Here is a 16,077-nt window from a genome sequence, read left to right as displayed (position 1 = left end):
GTCCCGATACAGGCGGATCCTGTTGTCGCGACTGACGCCAACCACAACAGAAGAATCATCATAGGGGACGTATGCGTGCCCTCGACTGACGATCAGCGCGATGGCCCGCTACAACAAGGCGGTGATTTACAGCCTGCTGTTCAACACCGTCTGCTTTACCGCCTGGCTAGCGCGGATATTTGTCTCAGATTGTGTCTGCACTCTCCCCGACATAAAAGGTTGCACCGCCCCTGTGTCGCAGACACAAGCCAGATACGTGAGGAGGTTCCAATACGGTCATACCAGCCAACGGAGCGCCCATCTTGCACAACACCATTGAAACACCGCTCGCCTTGCTGGCGGGCCTGCTCACTATTGCATCGCCCTGCATCCTGCCGGTCATGCCGATCTTGCTCGGCACCTCGGTCGAGCGGCCAAGCCGCATTCGTCCCTTGTTTATCGTTGCCGGTTTCATCCTGACGTTCGCCTCTTTCGCGATGCTGCTCGGCGCGGTCTCCAGCACAGTGCATGTCGCACAACAAGTTTTGCGCAACACCGGGATCGCATTATTGGCGCTGTCTGGATTGCTGCGCGTGTGGCCGGGTCCCTATGACTGGCTGGTAGCGCGTTTGCAGCCACCACTGCAACGCATTGGCGCCGCGGTCGCGCCCGGCATCCAGCCTGGAATTCAACCCGGAAGCGGCAACGCCGCCGGCTTCGTGCTCGGCATGTCACTAGGGGCGGTGTGGACACCCTGTGCCGGACCCGTGCTGGCATCGATCCTGGTGCTGGTGGTCAAGGCTCAGGACCTAGGATGGTCGGCACTGCTGCTCACGCTATATGCAATCGGGGCCGCCATTCCCATGCTGGCAATCATTTATGGCAGTCACTATATGACTCAGCGCGTCCGGATGGTGGCGCGTCACGCTGAACGCCTCCAGCAAGTGTTCGGCGTACTCGTAATCCTCACTGCACTCGCGATCTATCTGCAAGTCGACGTCTTGGCGTACGCCCGGATCGCCTCTATTTTCCCCTCCCTGAAAGGACTCTGACATGCTCTTCCGACTCAAAAACCTCGCCATCACGACCCTCCTGCTTGCAACGACGGCCACCGGCTCCGCTGCCTTCGCAGGCTCACCCAAGAACGGCGGGACTGCCCCGGAATTCACCGGTATCGATAAATGGCTAAACAGCGATCCGCTGACCATGCAGCAATTGCGGGGCAAGGTCGTGCTGGTCGACTTCTGGACCTATACCTGCATCAATTGCATCAATACGCTGCCGCACATCAGGAGCTGGAACCAGAAGTACAAGGACCAGGGACTGACGGTTATCGGTGTACATACACCAGAATATTCGTTCGAGCGCGACACTGACAACGTCAAGGCTGCGATCAAGCGCTTCGGGATCACTTACCCGGTGGCCCAGGACAATCGGTATGCGACGTGGGGCGCGTACAACAACCAGTATTGGCCGGCGGTTTATCTGATCGACAAGAAGGGGCAGGTTGTCTACTCCCACTTCGGCGAAGGCAATTATGCAGAGATCGAAGCGAAGATCCAGGCACTCCTCGCGCAGAAGGATTGATGTTGTATTGATGTCGAAATGTATCTGCCGGCCAAGGCGACACATCATTGGATTGGGGCATTTTTTCGACACACGCCAGATGCCTCAGTAGATTCCAATGCACTACCGCGAGATTCCGGAAACTGCTCTGAACCGGTAAGCGTTGCATATGGACATTGACGTTTCACTCGCAAACGTAGTACGCCATATTTATTATTCTTCGGCTCTCAGAATGCCTGGTGAGACGGAACAAACTGGAGGTTTCATCATGAACAAGCATCTCATTGGCGCCCTCATCATTGCGGCCAGCGTCGCGGCCGCCGGCCCGGCTTTTGCCAACGGCTACGGTCCAGCGGTCCACTACGACCCGATTTCAGGGGCACCAACGTCACAACGCGGGCAAAGCGTCCAGACACTGCGGGAGAACTACAACGCCACCGAAGCTCACGTCACGAGAAAAACGGACACACGGTCATATGGCGGTATTGCAGACTCAACGTCCGACTAGGGCGACCGCGCCGTACCAGCAGGAAATGGGCCCTCGCCCTTCGCGGATCACTAGTCGGAGTCGGACCGGGGAAGAACACGAAACCGCTCAGGCGCGAGTTCGCGTACGCCTGATACCTAGGTGTCAACTAACACCATCGTCTTAGAGATTCGCTCCCCTGCACGTGCTCCAATCCAGTGTCTGAGACATCAGTCTTTAACTGATGTCATTTCGAAACACTGGGTACAGCGCATGCTCGATATTGTCGATCAATGCCGTGTCGCCCGGAATCTTGCCGAGGCGCGGGCGCCGTCGGCTCCAGGAGCCGCGCATGGAGCATGTTGATCACATCCTGATCGTCGATCACGACCCCATTATCCGCCAGATGGTGGCAGAACATCTGCAGCATAACGGGATGCGAACATCGGTCGGGGCCAATAGCCGCGAAATGCACGCTGTACTCGATCGCGATCCCGTTGACCTGATCGTGCTGGACGCAACGATGCGTGGCGCCGACGGACTGCTGCTTTGCCGCAGACTGTGCGCAGGCAACCACCGCTCCGTCCCTGTCCTTGTGCTAACGTCCCGCAACGACACAACGGAGCGGATCATCTGCCTCGAAATGGGCGCTGACGACTACGTCGTAAAACCGTTCTCGGCGCGCGAGTTGCTGGCCCACATCAACGCCGTGTTGCGTCGCACGCGTATGCTGCCTCCCAATCTGCGGATTTCCGAAGCGAGTGCCCTGCTCTCTTTCGGGTGCTGGAGGCTGGACACGAGCGTCCATCACCTGATTGATCAAAACGACAATGTCGTGATGCTCAGTAGCGCAATGTACCGTTTATTACAGGCTTTTCTTGATCATCCACAGCGCATTCTGAGTCGTGAACAGTTACTCAACCTGACTCAGGCACGCAGTATCGAGCAATTCGATCGATCCATCGATCTGCTGGTTAGTCGCCTGCGTCAACGCCTGTGCGACGACGCGCAGGAGCCACTCTACATCAGAACTGTACGTAGTGAAGGCTATGTGTTCTGCCAGCCCGTCACCATTATTGGCGGCGATACCCTTCGGATGTTTTCCGCCAGCGTCATTCACGGGGCAAAACCACCGAGCGTGCCGCACGCAAAGAGTTATGCTTTGACGTCGCCCGAGCTCATATAAACCGCCGTTCTGAGCCGTCATATTTGGCCCGTAGTTGGAAGATACAAGTTGATGAGTCAATTTTGTGAATTTGTATACGGATACAGAATAAAAGCGGTGCGCGTACCGCGCACCGCTGAATTCCGATTACTACCAGCTAATTAGCGCAGCGATCTGAACGCCGCACGAATTTCTTCGGAGAAGAGTTTCGGCTGTTCCCATGCCGCAAAATGGCCGCCCTTATCAACCTCATTGAAATAAATCAGTTTGTGGTAGCTTTGCTCGGTCCAGCTTCGCGGTGCCTGATAGATTTCGCCCGGAAAGACAGTAACGGCGGCAGGAATCGAGATGTCGACAGCGTTGAAGTTGTTTGCGTTATTTTCCCAGTAAAGCTGAGCCGAAGAAGTCGCGGAGTTGGTGAGCCAATAAAGCGTGATGTCGTCGAGCATGTCGTCCTTCGTGAGTTCGCGCTCGGGGTCGCCGTTCGTGTATGTCCAGGCAGCAAACTTGTCGTACATCCACGCAGCCTGGCCGGCAGGTGAATCTGCCAGCCCGTAGCCCACAGTTTGCGGACGAGTCACCATCATCGCCGCATAGCCCCCACCCTTCTTGTAGAGGTTATCCAGCGAGAGGAAAGCGGCCTTCTCCTTGGCGGTCAATCCCGCCGGTGGTGCATCGCCGTCGTTGAGAGCTTTCGCGACATTCGGTGGCACGGTCGCCGGCATATTGACATGGATACCGAGCAGTCCCGGCGGCTGCTGATGCGCCATCTTATCCGCCACGACCGAGCCCCAATCCCCGCCCTGGGCCACATAATTCTTGTATCCCAATCGCTTCATCAGAACAGCCCATGCACGAGCGATGCGATCCGCGTCCCAGCCGGGACTCAAGGGTTTGCCCGAGAAGCCGTAGCCCGGCATGGAAGGCAGAACCAGATCGAACGAGTCCTCCGCGCGACCGCCATAAGCCGTGGGATCTGTGAGCGGACCAACGACCTTCAGAAGCTCGAACGCGGAGCCGGGCCAACCGTGCGTCATAATTAGCGGCATTGCTTTGGGATTGCGCGAGCGCACCCATATGAACTGGATGTCGACGCCGTCAATGGTCGTTACGAACTCCGGCAACGCGTTGAGTTTCGCCTCGGCCTTTCGCCAGTCGTAGTCGGTACCCCAATAGTTGACGAGCGCCTGAATCTTCGCTAGTTGAACGCCCTGTGATTGATCGGTGACGGTCTCGCGATCAGGCCATCTCGTCGCGGCAATGCGCTTGCGAAGATCGACGAGAGCGGCCTCGGGAACATTGACGTGGAACGGCCGGATTGACGTGTCGTCAGCGGTTGCGGACGGAGTGGGCGCAGCAGCTGACACGATCGGCGCGTAGCTGAAAGCGCCTAGCAGAGCAAGGCTGAATGCGCCTGCGGCTGCAGTGGTTGCTCCCACTCTGCGGCGGATTGGAACTGATGTTACGGCAAGCATGGTCAAATCTCCTTCGATGTCGAATAGCATGAAAGCGCACCCTGCTGGGCGCTGGGAAGACTGCGGGCATGACCATTCTTTTCACCAAAGAACGAGCTTGACCGTAGGTGAGTTGCGATTATTCAAATCATATGAACGCAGTACACAAGACACGGAAGCGATCAGACCAGAAGCACGGACCCGAATCGATTGCACGAAGGTATTGATCGCTACCTTCGTATAGGGAACACATTGAGCGCGCCATAACAGAGAGGACCGCAATTGCGAAGATCAACCGAACGTGAACGCAAAGGCTTCCACGCCCGGATCTAGGAATTCGATTTCAAACTGTCGATCGGTGACCTGGTTTTTTTGCCGGATCAGTTGATAGAGACGCGCTTTAGTGACCACGCCTCTACCAGCATCGTCGACGTCAACGCCATGCGCGGCGCCAGGTGGATGTCCGTCAACGAGGACGCGAAAGCGCACAGCAGATCCTTGCACTGCCGGTCCCATGACGAGATGAAGATCGCGGGCGTGGAAACGATAAATGATCTGGCCGCCCGGCCTGTTTAGCGAAACGGCCTCATCCTGCATGGTCCAGTCGCCGGCGAGCGCCCAATGGTTGAGCGCCAGGTGCGCGGGAGCGGAATAGGCATGGCTCGCGTTCGGTACTGCACCGCCGCGAGACTCAAAGTTCTCGGTACGTGCATAGCCGACATAGTTTTCCGGCGAGACCAGGCTGAAGGGGGCCGCGGGAGCTTCCACCCCCCCGGCGTCTACTAATGCCGGTTCATGGACTATTCCACTAGCTCCCGCTTCCACCAGCAATTGTTGTATCAATGCTTCCGACTTTTCGTATTCACCCTCACCGAAAACATGATGACGGATATGCCCCTGCGCATCGATAAAATAGAGCGCTGGCCAATATTCATTCTGAAACGCGCGCCATAGGAAATGGTCACTGTCGAGCGCGACTGGATAGTCGACCTGCAGATCACGCGCGGCGCGACGAACATTATCAATGTCCTTCTCGAACCCGAATTCGGGCGCGTGTACACCGATGACCACGAGCCCCTGCGCTTTATATTTATCGGCCCACGCGCGCAGATACGGAAGCTGGCGCAGCGAGTTGATGCAGGAATACGTCCAGAAGTCGACGAGAACTACTTTGCCGCGCAGATCGGCAGGCGTTAAGGGAGGCGAGTTAAGCCATGATGTCGCGTGATCGAAAGGGATCAGGCCACCCTCGCCGCGGAGTTGGAGTGCCGCGGCTGTGACGTGCAGTCCGTCCGTGTCTTGGGCATTCGCAACAACAATTGCTGCTGCGGCACACGCAAGCATGCCGCACAGGAAGAGCGCATTGACTTTCATGATGGATGCCTTTCGTGGGATCCAATGCATCTGTAAAGCGGCCACAGGTGTGCGGCCGGCTAGAGAACGTCTCAAAGCCTGGAGCCTCTATCCCTGCCGCTCGATAAAGGGCAGTGACAACTCACTGCCGGCAACATCCTTTGCATAGAGATAGTTCTGGCGCGCCCGATCACTCAGACGGTCGAGGTCCACATGCCCTCGTGCATCGCAGGGAAACGCATAGCCGCGCCCGGGTAAGAACAGGGAGTGGTAGAGCAATTCGTAGTGGCCTGGGCCGGTTGCCGTATCCGGGGTACTTAGGGTTACGGGCTGGCCATAGACAACGGGCATGGCAGAAGACCTCATGTCAATCTCCTCTTTGAACGGTGAAATCGCATCTGTGTGCCCAGCGCGTCGGTAGGTCGATGCGCGATACACAGCCGCAATCAGACTCCTGTCCTTGAGTCGAGACGATTGCACGATGGTGTCGGTCAATACGATGGTGTTAGCGGCTGCCAGGCAAAGGACACTCGATGCAGAGGCAGTAGGCGAATTGCTGCCAGGGGGACGAGAGGCGCTGACGGGTTCGGCGGAACCGACACCAAAGTATGATAGCCACCGACCCTCGAAGCGGCGCATGCTACGGCCATGACGTCCGCCACGGGAAGGGCCGGAATGGAGAATGCCCTCACTCACGTCGTCAATTCGCTCCCGGGTCTTTTGTGGACGGCGCGGCCTGACGGACAGATCGACTTCCTGAACCGCCGCTGGTGCGACTACACGGGCCTTCAGGCTGACCGGGGCTTAGGTGTTGGCTGGCAGAGCGTCGTTCACGCCGCGGACCTGCCTGAGCTGATCGAGCGCTGGCAAGCCATTCGAGTATCCGGCGAGCCCGGCGAGATCGAAGCGAGGCTACGACGTTTCGATGGTGAATATCGATGGTTTCTCTGCCGCATCAGTCCGTTGTCCGAGGCGTCCGGCTCGCCGGTCAAATGGTGTGGTTTGCATATTGATATCGAGGATAAGCGACGCGACGAAGATATGCTGCGCGCAAGCGAACGGCGTTCTCATATGATTATTGACGGTTTGCCAACGCTTGTGGCCATTTCGAGTGCCACGTTCCAGTTGGAAAGCGCCAATCTTCACTACCTCGAGTATTTCGGTGGAACGATGGACGAATTAAAGGCCCTCGGACCCGTGCACAACTGCCATCCCCACGACCGCCCCGGCATCATGGCCGCGAGACAATTGGCGCTCGAAACGGGTCGTCCCTACGAAATCGAGGCACGGCGCCGGCGCGGCGACGGTGCATATCGCTGGTTCCATCTGCGCCACTTTCCGCTAAAAGACACGCATGGACGGATCGTGCTGTGGTGTCTCTTGCAGACGGATATAGAAGACCGCAAACGCGCTGAGGCTCTACTCGCCGGTGAGCGGTCGCTACTCGAAATGGTCGCGGCTGGCGAGTCGATGTCCCGGATACTCGAGGCGCTTTGCCAACTCGTTGAAGAGACAGTCAGTGGATGTTTTTGCAGCGTCGTGCTCGTGGATTCGAGCGGTACACGCCTCGCCCACGGAGCCGCGCCGAGCCTGCCTGCCAGCTTCATCGACTCAATTGTCGGGTTGCCGGTGAACCTCACTTCCGGCCCGTGCGCGATGGCGGTGTGCCGGAACGAACAGGTCGTCGTTGCTGATCTCGCCTCGGAGACAAGGTGGGCCGCCTACGAGTGGTGTCCGTTAGCCTTGGCGCAAGGATTACAGGCATGTTGGTCAACGCCCATTTCATCAGCAGCCGGCAAGGTGCTCGGCGAGTTTGCCATTTACTACACGGAGCCACGAACACCGACACCGGAGCACCAGGCGATGATCAGCCAGATCAAACACATCGCGAGTATCGCCATTGCACGTGCGCAAAATGACGCTGCGCTCAAGCGCAGTGAAACATTTCTCGCAGAGACCCGGCGTATCAGTTCCATCGGCGGTTTTTCCAAACGCGGCGCTACCGACGAAATTACTTGGTCCAAGGAGATCTATCGCATGTACGAGTTTGATCCGGCCGTGCCGGTCACGCTCGATCTCATCTATTCGCGGATCCATCCGGAAGACCTTCCATCCGTACTGGAATTGATCGAGTTGCAGCGGAGCGGTTGCGACTACGAGCACGAATACCGATTGCTGATGCCCGACAGTTCGATCAAGTATCTACACGTGATTGGCCATGCGAGTGTGGACCATGCAGGTCAACTCGAATACATCACGACAATTCAGGACATTACAGAACGGCGTCGGTCTGAAGAGGCGCTTGCGAAAGCGCGCTCGGAGCTGGCACATATGGCGCGGGTCACAAGTCTCGGCGCGCTCACTGCTTCTATCGCCCACGAGGTCAACCAACCCCTGTCGGGCATCATCACCAATGCAAGCACATGCTTGCGCATGCTTGCAGCTGATCCTCCCAATATAGACGGTGCACGTGAGACCGCCCGGCGGACCATCCGCGACGGCAACCGCGCGTCCGACGTGATCATGCGACTGCGCGCGCTATTTACGAAGAAAACCGTTGTGACCGAATCGATTGATCTGAACGAGGCGACGCGGGAGGTGATCGCTCTCTCGCGTAGTGAGTTGCAACGCAACCGGGTCATCGTGCAGACGGAGCTTGCTGACAATCTACCCTGTGTCGTTGGCGATCGCGTCCAGCTTCAGCAAGTCATCCTGAACTTGCTTCTGAATGCCTCGGATGCAATGAGCGGCATCGAAGATCATCCGCGGCAACTGGTCATCAGCACCGAGCTGTACGAAGGGGATCAGGTCCGTCTGGGCGTGAAGGACTTGGGAGTGGGTTTCGACTCCCATGACGTGAACAGGCTCTTCGAAGCGTTCTACACGACCAAGAGTACCGGTATGGGAATCGGGTTATCTGTGAGCCTTTCCATTATCGAAAGTCATCAAGGTCACATCTGGGCTACACCCAACGAAGGTCCGGGAGCAACATTCTTTTTCTCTATCCCGCAGCGCGGCGAGGGAGACACTCTCGGCAGTAGCAGTGTTGCCGGTCGCGCGACAGACTTGGCGGACGATCAGCAACCCACAGGGAAAGCGCAATGAGCCTACGTCCGCTTATCTCGATCGTGGATGACGACGAATCCGTACGTGAGTCGCTTCCGGACCTGCTCACGGAGTTGGGCTTTACGGCCCAGGCGTTTTCTTCAGCGGAAGCCTTTCTTGAATCCGGCGATCTCAACCAGACCCGTTGCCTGATCCTCGACATCGCGATGCCCTCAATGTCCGGCCCCGATCTACAACGAGAGCTGACGCTTCGCAAGCACGCCATTCCGATCATATTCATCACAGCCCATTCCGATGAGAATGTCCGTACCCTTCTCCTTGGCAAGGGCACCGTCGAATGTTTGTTCAAACCATTCAGCGAGACGAGCCTATTGGCTGCAATTTCTGTCGCACTTCAGGTTAATTGAGGACTTCATCATGTTTATCGACCTAGGGAACAGACTGAGCCAGGCGAGTGCACCCGGCCAGGAGTCGAGATCGCGATCGGAGCCACCGGCGTTGCCCATCGTGTTTGTAGTCGATGACGACATCTCCGTGCGCGAGTCTCTGGAATTGCTGATCCGATGCGGCGGCTGGCAGCCCGAGACATTTGCGTCGGCCCAGGATTTCCTTGCGCATCCTCGAGTGCGCACGCCAAGCTGCCTCGTGCTGGACGTGACGCTGCCTGACCTCAATGGCCTCGATTTGCAAAAGCTCGTCGCGGCGGATCGTGCCGACATGCCGATCATCTTCATCACGGGTTACGGCGACGTGGCAATGACAGTGAAGGCGATGAAAGCAGGTGCGGTCGAGTTCCTCACGAAGCCGTTCCGCGACGACGTTTTGCTGGACGCGATCCAGTACGCAATTGACCGCAGCGACACGGCGCTCGATCACGATGCGCAGATGCAAATACTGCGCGACCGTTACGCGCGGCTCACTTGTCGTGAGCGCGAGGTCATGGGGCTGATCATCACTGGAAGGTTGAATAAGCAGGTCGGGGGTGATCTCGACATCAGCGAGATCACGGTGAAGGCGCATCGAGGTAACGTCATGCGAAAGATGAACGCTCGCTCGTTTGCCGACCTCGTCAATATGGCGGCGAAGCTTGATCTGCGAGCCGCGCCCAGGAGTTGGCGCAATGATTGAGCTTGTCGATACGCGCCTTAACGCAGTGCGTCATCACATGGCGCTCGAGTCCATCCACGATTGGGATGGTGTCATGGCGACCTTCGTGCATCCGTATTACGAAATGCATTTCAGCGGTGCGGTGTACGACGGCGAAGCGGCCGTGCGAGGATATTTCACCGCATCGCGCACGCCGTTTCCGAATCTCGCGCCCGAAACCATCGCGATCGCAGCCGATGCCGATACCGTTCTTGTCGAGTTCTGGGTCACGGGTACGCACCTCGGGCCACTCGAGTTATCCGGTCGTACTATTGAACCGACGGGCAAAACCTTTCGTGTGCGCGGCGCGGCAACCTTCGAGTTTGCTGAGGGATCGGACAAGATTGTCTGCGAACGGAGCTACTTCGACCATGGCGCGATACTCCGTGCATTAGGGATCGTTTGAGCCTTCGCTTAACGCCCGGTCAAAAGCATACTAGGCGCCCTACTTTTCGATCCGGGATTTGCATTGTGGACGATCTCCTCATCAGCATTTCCCTTTTAATCGATTGATCCGCTATCAGCCGACCTTATACGGGCATGTAATTGAAGCACCGCGCCTGCCTGGATGACGGAACGACAAATATCGTCGACCGTCACTCGTTTTGCCATTGCTTGGGCACGCAACATTTCATAAGCATCAGGCTCGCTGAAATTATGCATGAGCATTAAAATGGCCTTCGCTTCTCTCAACTGCTGGTTATCGAGTAGCTTCTGCTCAAGGCTTGCGATTCGCTGTGAGGATTGCCGCGCTTGCTTCGCATGTCGCAATGCCATCACGATCGTGGCCAACAAGCCGGAGGCCCGGATTGGCGTAGTGATGATCCCGTCTGAGCCCATCTTGATGGCTTGATCGATGAAAGTGGGATTTTCGAATGCAACGACCGAAATTAAAGTGGGTGCATCGGGACCCAGCCATTCATCCTTCGGCGCCCGCTCTTCCGGCAGCAGCGCGCGGAACACCAGATCCACGTTGTCGGATAAAACACCGGCCGGTGGCCACCTGGTTTCGACATTGAAACCAACGCGCCGGAGGTGACTTGTCAGCGTCAACCCATCGTCGTCCTGCGGATGGAGGACGAGGACGCGCAAATTCCGGTTCAGGATTGAACCGGTCAAACTTCTTTGTACGCTATCGCGACGCGAGTTCACGTTAGTACTCCCGCGTGCTGAGTTTGGTCACCCAGTCTCCGAGCGTCTGCCGGGTCATGTAAGGATCCGGAGGCACGGCAAACTTGGACTCCCGAAGGACGCTGAATTGTCCATCCGCATTTGCGCGGCCGACGCGTGGATAAAGCGCCATATGGTGATTGACCGGGTCGATCCGTACACGCCCCTGCGGCGCCGCGAACTCCGCCCCAAGCAACTGAGGCATGATTGCGCTGATCTCGTCGGAGCCCGCCACCTCAAACGCCTTCGCGAACATGTGCATCTGGTAGTAGGCCGACTCCCAGTTCATATCCAGAGGCTGCGCCGGTCCGAAGCGTGCCTGATGACGGATTAACGCGGCATGATTCTCCGGCGTATCCACGCTCTGAAAATAAGGTGCCGCCGTAAAGTGGCCAGACCCGGCGCCGTTCCTCATAGCAAGTATTTCAGTTTCAGAGGTGTTGAGACTCGCGATCGGCATTCTGGTCGGGTCGAAGCCCGCCTCCATATAGGCCTCGTACAGATACGGAACGGTTTTCCCGATTACTGTGGAAAAGATCCAATCGGGTGCCTTTTTCCTCATGTCCGCCACAACCTCGGTGAACTGTTCGCGCCGGGCCTCGAGACTAAGATAGCGTTCCCCGAGGATTGCTCCCTCCGGATGCTGCAGCAGCAGCTCCTGCATGGTGCGGTTGCATTCGTAGGGATAGACGTATCGTGATCCGATCATGTATACCCGGGCACCAAAGGTCTCCGTCATGAAATCGGCGAGTTGGACGCCGTTCTGGTTGGGAGATGCTCCGCTATAGATAATGTTGTCTGAGTATTCGAAACCTTCGTATTGTTGCGAGTACACAAGCAGCCGATTGTATTTTTCCACGACCGGTAGCATGGCCTTCCGACTCGTGGAGGTATAGCCACCGAAGATTACCCGAACACCATCTTTTAGAATCAACCGTTCCGCAAGGTCGCGAAAGGCGGTTGGATTGGAGGCCGGGTCATAATGAACCGCAATAAGCTCCCGGCCATTTATCCCGCCGCGCTCATTTATTTCCTCAATCGCCTGCACCGAACCACGCCACTGGGACATCTCCAGTAGTGATGTGGTACCGGTCTTGGAGCAGAGAAGACCAACTTTGATAGGGTCCGTTGAAGCCATGTCGATGTACGCCGAAAATGAATTGTCGATTAAAGGACGAAGCGTATCCGCGCAACGTCCCGCTCAACTGCGGCATGCTTACTTCAGATAGTGCTTCGCAATCATCGCCCCGACGGTGTACTTAGGGTCCACGAAATTCCCCAGACGGACCTTGCCTACCTGACTTAGCATCATGTACGCATCCCATTTGTCAAAACCGAATTCGGCGGCCATCCACAACACCAGTTCACGGTATGCAATCCGCGTTGCGTCTTCCAGTGGTCGCGCGCTGCCGATGCTCATCAGCGCGTCTTCGTTCTCCAGCCGCGGCCACGCAATCTGCCAATTCTTGATCAGATCAACGCGAACGGTCGTCGTGCTTGAGAATTCAACTGCCGTTCCACACACTTCTCCGTCACCCTGGCAAGCATGTGCATCCCCAATGAAAAGTCTTCCTCCCGGCGAACGAACCGGAAGGTACGTAATGCTGCCTGGTCCCATGTCCGGTACATCCATATTACCGCCGTGAGAATCTGGCGTGAGCGAGTTGATTGAATCAATCTCAGGCGACAAACTCAAGGTACCAATATGAGGCCGGTATGGAAGCGTATGCCGACGACTCCAGTACACATTCTCTTCATCTATTTTGATCTTTCGCACGATCTCAGGTAGCGGCTCGTTCAGCAGTGCCGTGTAATCAGTCCCGGTCAGGCCGCCAAAATTGGCGATCATGCAACAGAATCCATGCGGGTCTTCGCCGCGCGGGGACATCTTTTCGATGTGCACCGCGATAACGTCGCCCTTCTGTGCACCCTCGATCATCACGGGACCGTTCTGCGGATTAAGAAACGGCACCGTAAGCAGTTCGGAAGGCTTATCTGTTTCAGAGGTGATCTTTCCCTCAAATGCGTCCCGGGTTTCGACTACTACACGATCCCCCGGTTTTATATGGATCACCGGCTGAGAATAGGGGCCAATAGTGTAATGATAGGTCTTCTGCAACTCTTCGGAGAGGTAATGCACCACCGGCTCACGGTCGGCACCAACGCCTCGTTGCATCATGATTGAATCGTTAAGCCATTTCATGTTTCCACCTTCGTTAGAGTGCCAGGTACTGGCGAATCAAATTTTCATCTGCGAGTTGTTTACGGGTTAGCGTATCGATCACGTGCCCTTTGTCCATGACACAGCAACGCGTTGCAATACTCTCGACCATGCCCATGTCCTGTTCGACGAGCAACACGCCGATACCCGTCTCTTTTGTAATCTTCAAAAGCGTCTCTCCAATCAGGTCGACAATCGAAGGCTGGATGCCCTCGGACGGTTCATCGAGCAGAACAACTTTCGGTCCTCCAATCAGGGCTCGTGCAATGGCTAGCTGTTGCTGTTCGCCTCCACTCATCGTGCCGGCCTTCTGCTGAAATTTCGCTTTTAGAACCGGAAAATAATCAACAACTTTGTCGCGCATTTCCGATGCGCGGCGGCGATTGGCCTGTGCGCCAACCTGCAGGTTTTCTTCAACGGTCAACGCGCCGAACACCTCGCGCCCCTGCGGGACATATCCCATTCCCTTCTGCGCACGCGCATAGGGTTTGTCACCGCCCACCTCACGTCCATCCAGTCTGATGCTGCCCCTCGCGAGCGGCACAAGTCCGATCAGCGTGCGCATAAAGGTCGTTTTTCCAACGCCGTTGCGGCCGATCAGCGCGAGAATTTCGCCCTTGTGAATTCGAAGTGAGACGCCGTTGAGAACCTTCCCACCGCCGTACCCGCTCTCAACGTCAGACACGTCCATCAGCGCCGTCATTTCTTTCTCCCTAGATAAATTTCAGCAACATCGTCGCGACCGAGGATTTCATCGAGTGGCCCGTCGGCAAAGAGGCGTCCTCCGTGCAATACGCTCACACGCGACGCGATCTGCTTCACGAAGGTCATGTCGTGCTCAACGACCATGATCGTTAGCCCTGCGTCCCGAAGCCGCTTGATCAGCTCCCCCGTTGCGTGCGTCTCCTTCACGGACATGCCCGCTACCGGCTCGTCGAGAAACAGCAACTTCGGTCCGAGCGACACGGCCATTGCTATCTCGAGCCATTGTTTCTTTCCATGAGACAGATTGCACGCCAGCACCGACGCCTCTTGTTCCAGCATGAATCGATGAAGCAACTCGTCCAGGCTCGTCGAACTGACGTCCTTGGCCCGATACAAACCAAGCTGAAGGTGCTGGCGGACAGTCAGATCGGCAAACACGCCAGGGATCTGGAATTTGATGCTCATGCCCATTCGAATGCGCTCGTGGGGCAATACTCGGTTCATGTCGCGGCCGAGAAAGTGGATGCTGCCGTCTGACGGCGTGTGCTCGCCCGTAATCAGCTTGAAGAAGGTGCTTTTGCCGGCCCCGTTGGGACCAATGACACAGCGGATCTCGCCGGTATCGATTTGAAAATCGATACCATTGATCACATGAGCGCCGCCAAAGCGTTTCGTCAGTGCGCGAGTCTCAAGTAGCCTGGTCACGATTTGCTCCCTCTGCCAGCCTTTAGGGCGGTTTGTGGTTCAGGTACAGCATTCGACTGTGGACGCGTAGCTAAGCGCCGCAGGTGCGTGATCACATAGGGCAGCAACCCCTCGGGAGCAAGCAGCACTACAATCAGTAGGATGCTTCCAAGCAGGATCAACGCGTATTGGCTGCCGTAGACTGCCAGGTTCTGCGAGAGCCAGACCAACAGGGCCGTGCCAATAATCGCGCCACCAATACTCTTTCGGCCGGCAGTTGCGACCCAGATGACCGGAAGCGCAGCTGAGGTCAGGCCCATCGTCGAAGGCGTGATATAGGAGCCCCAGATGGTGTAAAGCACGCCCGACAGACCACCCAACGTTGAACCAAACACGAAGATGAGAAGCTGATGCCGTCGAATGTCGACGCCGAGCATTTCAGCGCGCTGCGGGTTCTCGCGGATAGCAATAAGCGTCAAACCGAACGGACCGTCGAGTAATTTGCGCGTACCCCAGTAGACGAGTGCAAGCAACGCGAGCACAAAGTAGTAGAAACTTGTGTTCTCGAGTGTCAGCGGACCGCCGTGCCACGGTATCGTCAGTTGCGGCATGCCTCCCATGCCGTTGTACCCATTCAGTTTCGCCGCGCCTATCGCCCATTGCGGGCCGGCAGTTTGCGACATGAACGTTTCCAACACAAGTGTGATCGACAACGTCACGATGCCAATGAACACCCCTTTGATCCGGCCGTAGAAGATCATGTAGCCGATCAGGGTTGCCGCGGCGACGCTCACCACGAGCGCAGCCAGAAGGCTGCCCCACGAGGTGATCCAGCTGTCACCAAAATTGAGGGCGATAATCCCGTACGCGTAGCCCGAGAGCCCGAAAAACGCAGTTTGACCGAACGAGAGAATGCCGCCATAGCCCCACATCGCAGCTAGTCCAATCGCACCGAAGGCCCACACGAGGCAGTACGCAAAGTTGCCACTGGCATTGCTATCGACAATCAGCGGCAAGCCGAGCGCAACCAACCACGGCAAAAATTTGAGGGACAACGAAGTTGCCCTTTTACGCCGGGCTCCCGTGGATACCAATTCAAGTT

Annotated in this window: 16 protein-coding genes and 1 pseudogene; 8 read left to right on the top strand and 9 right to left on the bottom strand. The window is 56.8% G+C overall.

The genetic code is table 11. The annotated features are described in order from the left end of the window. Positions 1-302: 302 nt before the first annotated feature. From FH08_RS0108790 to FH08_RS0108770, 4 genes are all read left to right on the top strand, one after another. Positions 303-1,031 carry a cytochrome c biogenesis CcdA family protein gene (locus tag FH08_RS0108790; RefSeq protein ID WP_031357976.1) on the top strand — a complete coding sequence of 243 codons (729 nt, stop codon included), beginning with the start codon at positions 303-305 and terminating at the stop codon, positions 1,029-1,031. 1 nt (position 1,032) lies between these two features. Continuing rightward, a complete protein-coding gene (locus FH08_RS0108785) occupies positions 1,033-1,566 on the top strand; it encodes a thioredoxin family protein (RefSeq protein ID WP_031357975.1) in 534 nt (177 codons plus the stop codon). Between the two features lie 247 nt (positions 1,567-1,813). Further along, a complete protein-coding gene (locus FH08_RS0108780) occupies positions 1,814-2,053 on the top strand; it encodes a hypothetical protein (RefSeq protein ID WP_031357974.1) in 240 nt (79 codons plus the stop codon). Between the two features lie 310 nt (positions 2,054-2,363). Then, positions 2,364-3,197, top strand: a complete 834-nt coding sequence (locus FH08_RS0108770) for a response regulator (RefSeq protein ID WP_063771180.1) — start codon at positions 2,364-2,366, stop codon at positions 3,195-3,197. 140 nt (positions 3,198-3,337) lie between these two features. On the opposite strand, the gene FH08_RS0108765 is transcribed toward FH08_RS0108770, so the two are convergent. From FH08_RS0108765 to FH08_RS48230, 3 genes and pseudogenes are all read right to left on the bottom strand, one after another. Next, on the bottom strand, positions 3,338-4,651 hold the full coding sequence (locus tag FH08_RS0108765) for an epoxide hydrolase family protein (RefSeq protein WP_031357972.1): 1,314 nt from the start codon (positions 4,649-4,651) through the stop codon (positions 3,338-3,340). A 270-nt stretch (positions 4,652-4,921) separates the two neighbouring features. After that, positions 4,922-5,908: pseudogene (locus FH08_RS0108760) on the bottom strand (redoxin domain-containing protein); the annotation flags it as partial. A gap of 183 nt (positions 5,909-6,091) precedes the next feature. Further along, on the bottom strand, positions 6,092-6,463 hold the full coding sequence (locus FH08_RS48230) for a hypothetical protein (RefSeq protein ID WP_152602759.1): 372 nt from the start codon (positions 6,461-6,463) through the stop codon (positions 6,092-6,094). A 195-nt stretch (positions 6,464-6,658) separates the two neighbouring features. On the opposite strand from FH08_RS48230, the gene FH08_RS0108750 reads away from it, so the two are divergent. Genes FH08_RS0108750 through FH08_RS0108735 form a run of 4 tightly spaced genes read left to right on the top strand, consistent with a single transcriptional unit; the run spans position 6,659 to position 10,601 of the window. Further along, positions 6,659-9,088, top strand: a complete 2,430-nt coding sequence (locus tag FH08_RS0108750) for a PAS domain-containing protein (RefSeq protein WP_063771179.1) — start codon at positions 6,659-6,661, stop codon at positions 9,086-9,088. Then, positions 9,085-9,456: a response regulator gene (locus tag FH08_RS0108745; protein ID WP_031357969.1), complete on the top strand. Its 372-nt coding sequence runs from the start codon at positions 9,085-9,087 to the stop codon at positions 9,454-9,456. The genes FH08_RS0108750 and FH08_RS0108745 overlap by 4 nt, the downstream gene beginning before the upstream one ends. Before the next feature lie 10 nt (positions 9,457-9,466). Then, the gene (locus FH08_RS0108740) at positions 9,467-10,177 is read left to right on the top strand and encodes a response regulator transcription factor (RefSeq protein ID WP_051887970.1); all 711 of its coding nucleotides are present in this window, start codon (positions 9,467-9,469) and stop codon (positions 10,175-10,177) included. Beyond that, a complete protein-coding gene (locus FH08_RS0108735) occupies positions 10,170-10,601 on the top strand; it encodes an ester cyclase (protein ID WP_031357967.1) in 432 nt (143 codons plus the stop codon). The genes FH08_RS0108740 and FH08_RS0108735 overlap by 8 nt, the downstream gene beginning before the upstream one ends. Positions 10,602-10,696: 95 nt before the next feature. On the opposite strand, the gene FH08_RS0108730 is transcribed toward FH08_RS0108735, so the two are convergent. The 6 genes from FH08_RS0108730 to FH08_RS0108705 form a co-directional block, all read right to left on the bottom strand. After that, positions 10,697-11,347 (bottom strand): ANTAR domain-containing response regulator, encoded by a 651-nt coding sequence (locus FH08_RS0108730; protein WP_035565693.1) that lies wholly within the window; start codon positions 11,345-11,347, stop codon positions 10,697-10,699. A 1-nt stretch (position 11,348) separates the two neighbouring features. Continuing rightward, positions 11,349-12,503, bottom strand: a complete 1,155-nt coding sequence (locus FH08_RS0108725; protein ID WP_031357965.1) for a transporter substrate-binding domain-containing protein — start codon at positions 12,501-12,503, stop codon at positions 11,349-11,351. A gap of 78 nt (positions 12,504-12,581) precedes the next feature. After that, a complete protein-coding gene (locus tag FH08_RS0108720; RefSeq protein ID WP_031357964.1) occupies positions 12,582-13,568 on the bottom strand; it encodes an acetamidase/formamidase family protein in 987 nt (328 codons plus the stop codon). Between the two features lie 13 nt (positions 13,569-13,581). Continuing rightward, positions 13,582-14,289, bottom strand: a complete 708-nt coding sequence (locus FH08_RS0108715) for an ABC transporter ATP-binding protein (RefSeq protein WP_031357963.1) — start codon at positions 14,287-14,289, stop codon at positions 13,582-13,584. After that, positions 14,286-14,996 carry an ABC transporter ATP-binding protein gene (locus FH08_RS0108710; protein ID WP_031357962.1) on the bottom strand — a complete coding sequence of 237 codons (711 nt, stop codon included), beginning with the start codon at positions 14,994-14,996 and terminating at the stop codon, positions 14,286-14,288. Before FH08_RS0108710 ends, FH08_RS0108715 begins: the two co-directional genes overlap by 4 nt. Continuing rightward, complete coding sequence (locus tag FH08_RS0108705) at positions 14,993-16,030, bottom strand: ABC transporter permease subunit (protein WP_419177990.1); 1,038 nt, start codon at positions 16,028-16,030, stop codon at positions 14,993-14,995. The genes FH08_RS0108710 and FH08_RS0108705 overlap by 4 nt, the downstream gene beginning before the upstream one ends. Between the last annotated feature and the right edge of the window lie 47 nt (positions 16,031-16,077).

Source organism: Caballeronia sordidicola, assembly GCF_000729995.1.
Classification (GTDB): Bacteria; Pseudomonadota; Gammaproteobacteria; order Burkholderiales; family Burkholderiaceae; genus Caballeronia; species Caballeronia sordidicola_A.
This window is presented reverse-complemented; position numbering and strand designations above follow the sequence as displayed.

Bases quoted from the DNA above. Each gene is read 5' to 3' on its own strand.
- FH08_RS0108785 (WP_031357975.1), top strand. From the start codon at position 1,033: ATGCTCTTCCGACTCAAAAACCTCGCCATCACGACCCTCCTGCTTGCA.
- FH08_RS0108780 (WP_031357974.1), top strand. From the start codon at position 1,814: ATGAACAAGCATCTCATTGGCGCCCTCATCATTGCGGCCAGCGTCGCG.
- FH08_RS0108770 (WP_063771180.1), top strand. From the start codon at position 2,364: ATGGAGCATGTTGATCACATCCTGATCGTCGATCACGACCCCATTATC.
- FH08_RS0108765 (WP_031357972.1), bottom strand. From the start codon at position 4,651: ATGCTTGCCGTAACATCAGTTCCAATCCGCCGCAGAGTGGGAGCAACC.
- FH08_RS0108750 (WP_063771179.1), top strand. From the start codon at position 6,659: ATGGAGAATGCCCTCACTCACGTCGTCAATTCGCTCCCGGGTCTTTTG.
- FH08_RS0108745 (WP_031357969.1), top strand. From the start codon at position 9,085: ATGAGCCTACGTCCGCTTATCTCGATCGTGGATGACGACGAATCCGTA.
- FH08_RS0108740 (WP_051887970.1), top strand. From the start codon at position 9,467: ATGTTTATCGACCTAGGGAACAGACTGAGCCAGGCGAGTGCACCCGGC.
- FH08_RS0108735 (WP_031357967.1), top strand. From the start codon at position 10,170: ATGATTGAGCTTGTCGATACGCGCCTTAACGCAGTGCGTCATCACATG.
- FH08_RS0108725 (WP_031357965.1), bottom strand. From the start codon at position 12,503: ATGGCTTCAACGGACCCTATCAAAGTTGGTCTTCTCTGCTCCAAGACC.
- FH08_RS0108720 (WP_031357964.1), bottom strand. From the start codon at position 13,568: ATGAAATGGCTTAACGATTCAATCATGATGCAACGAGGCGTTGGTGCC.
- FH08_RS0108715 (WP_031357963.1), bottom strand. From the start codon at position 14,289: ATGACGGCGCTGATGGACGTGTCTGACGTTGAGAGCGGGTACGGCGGT.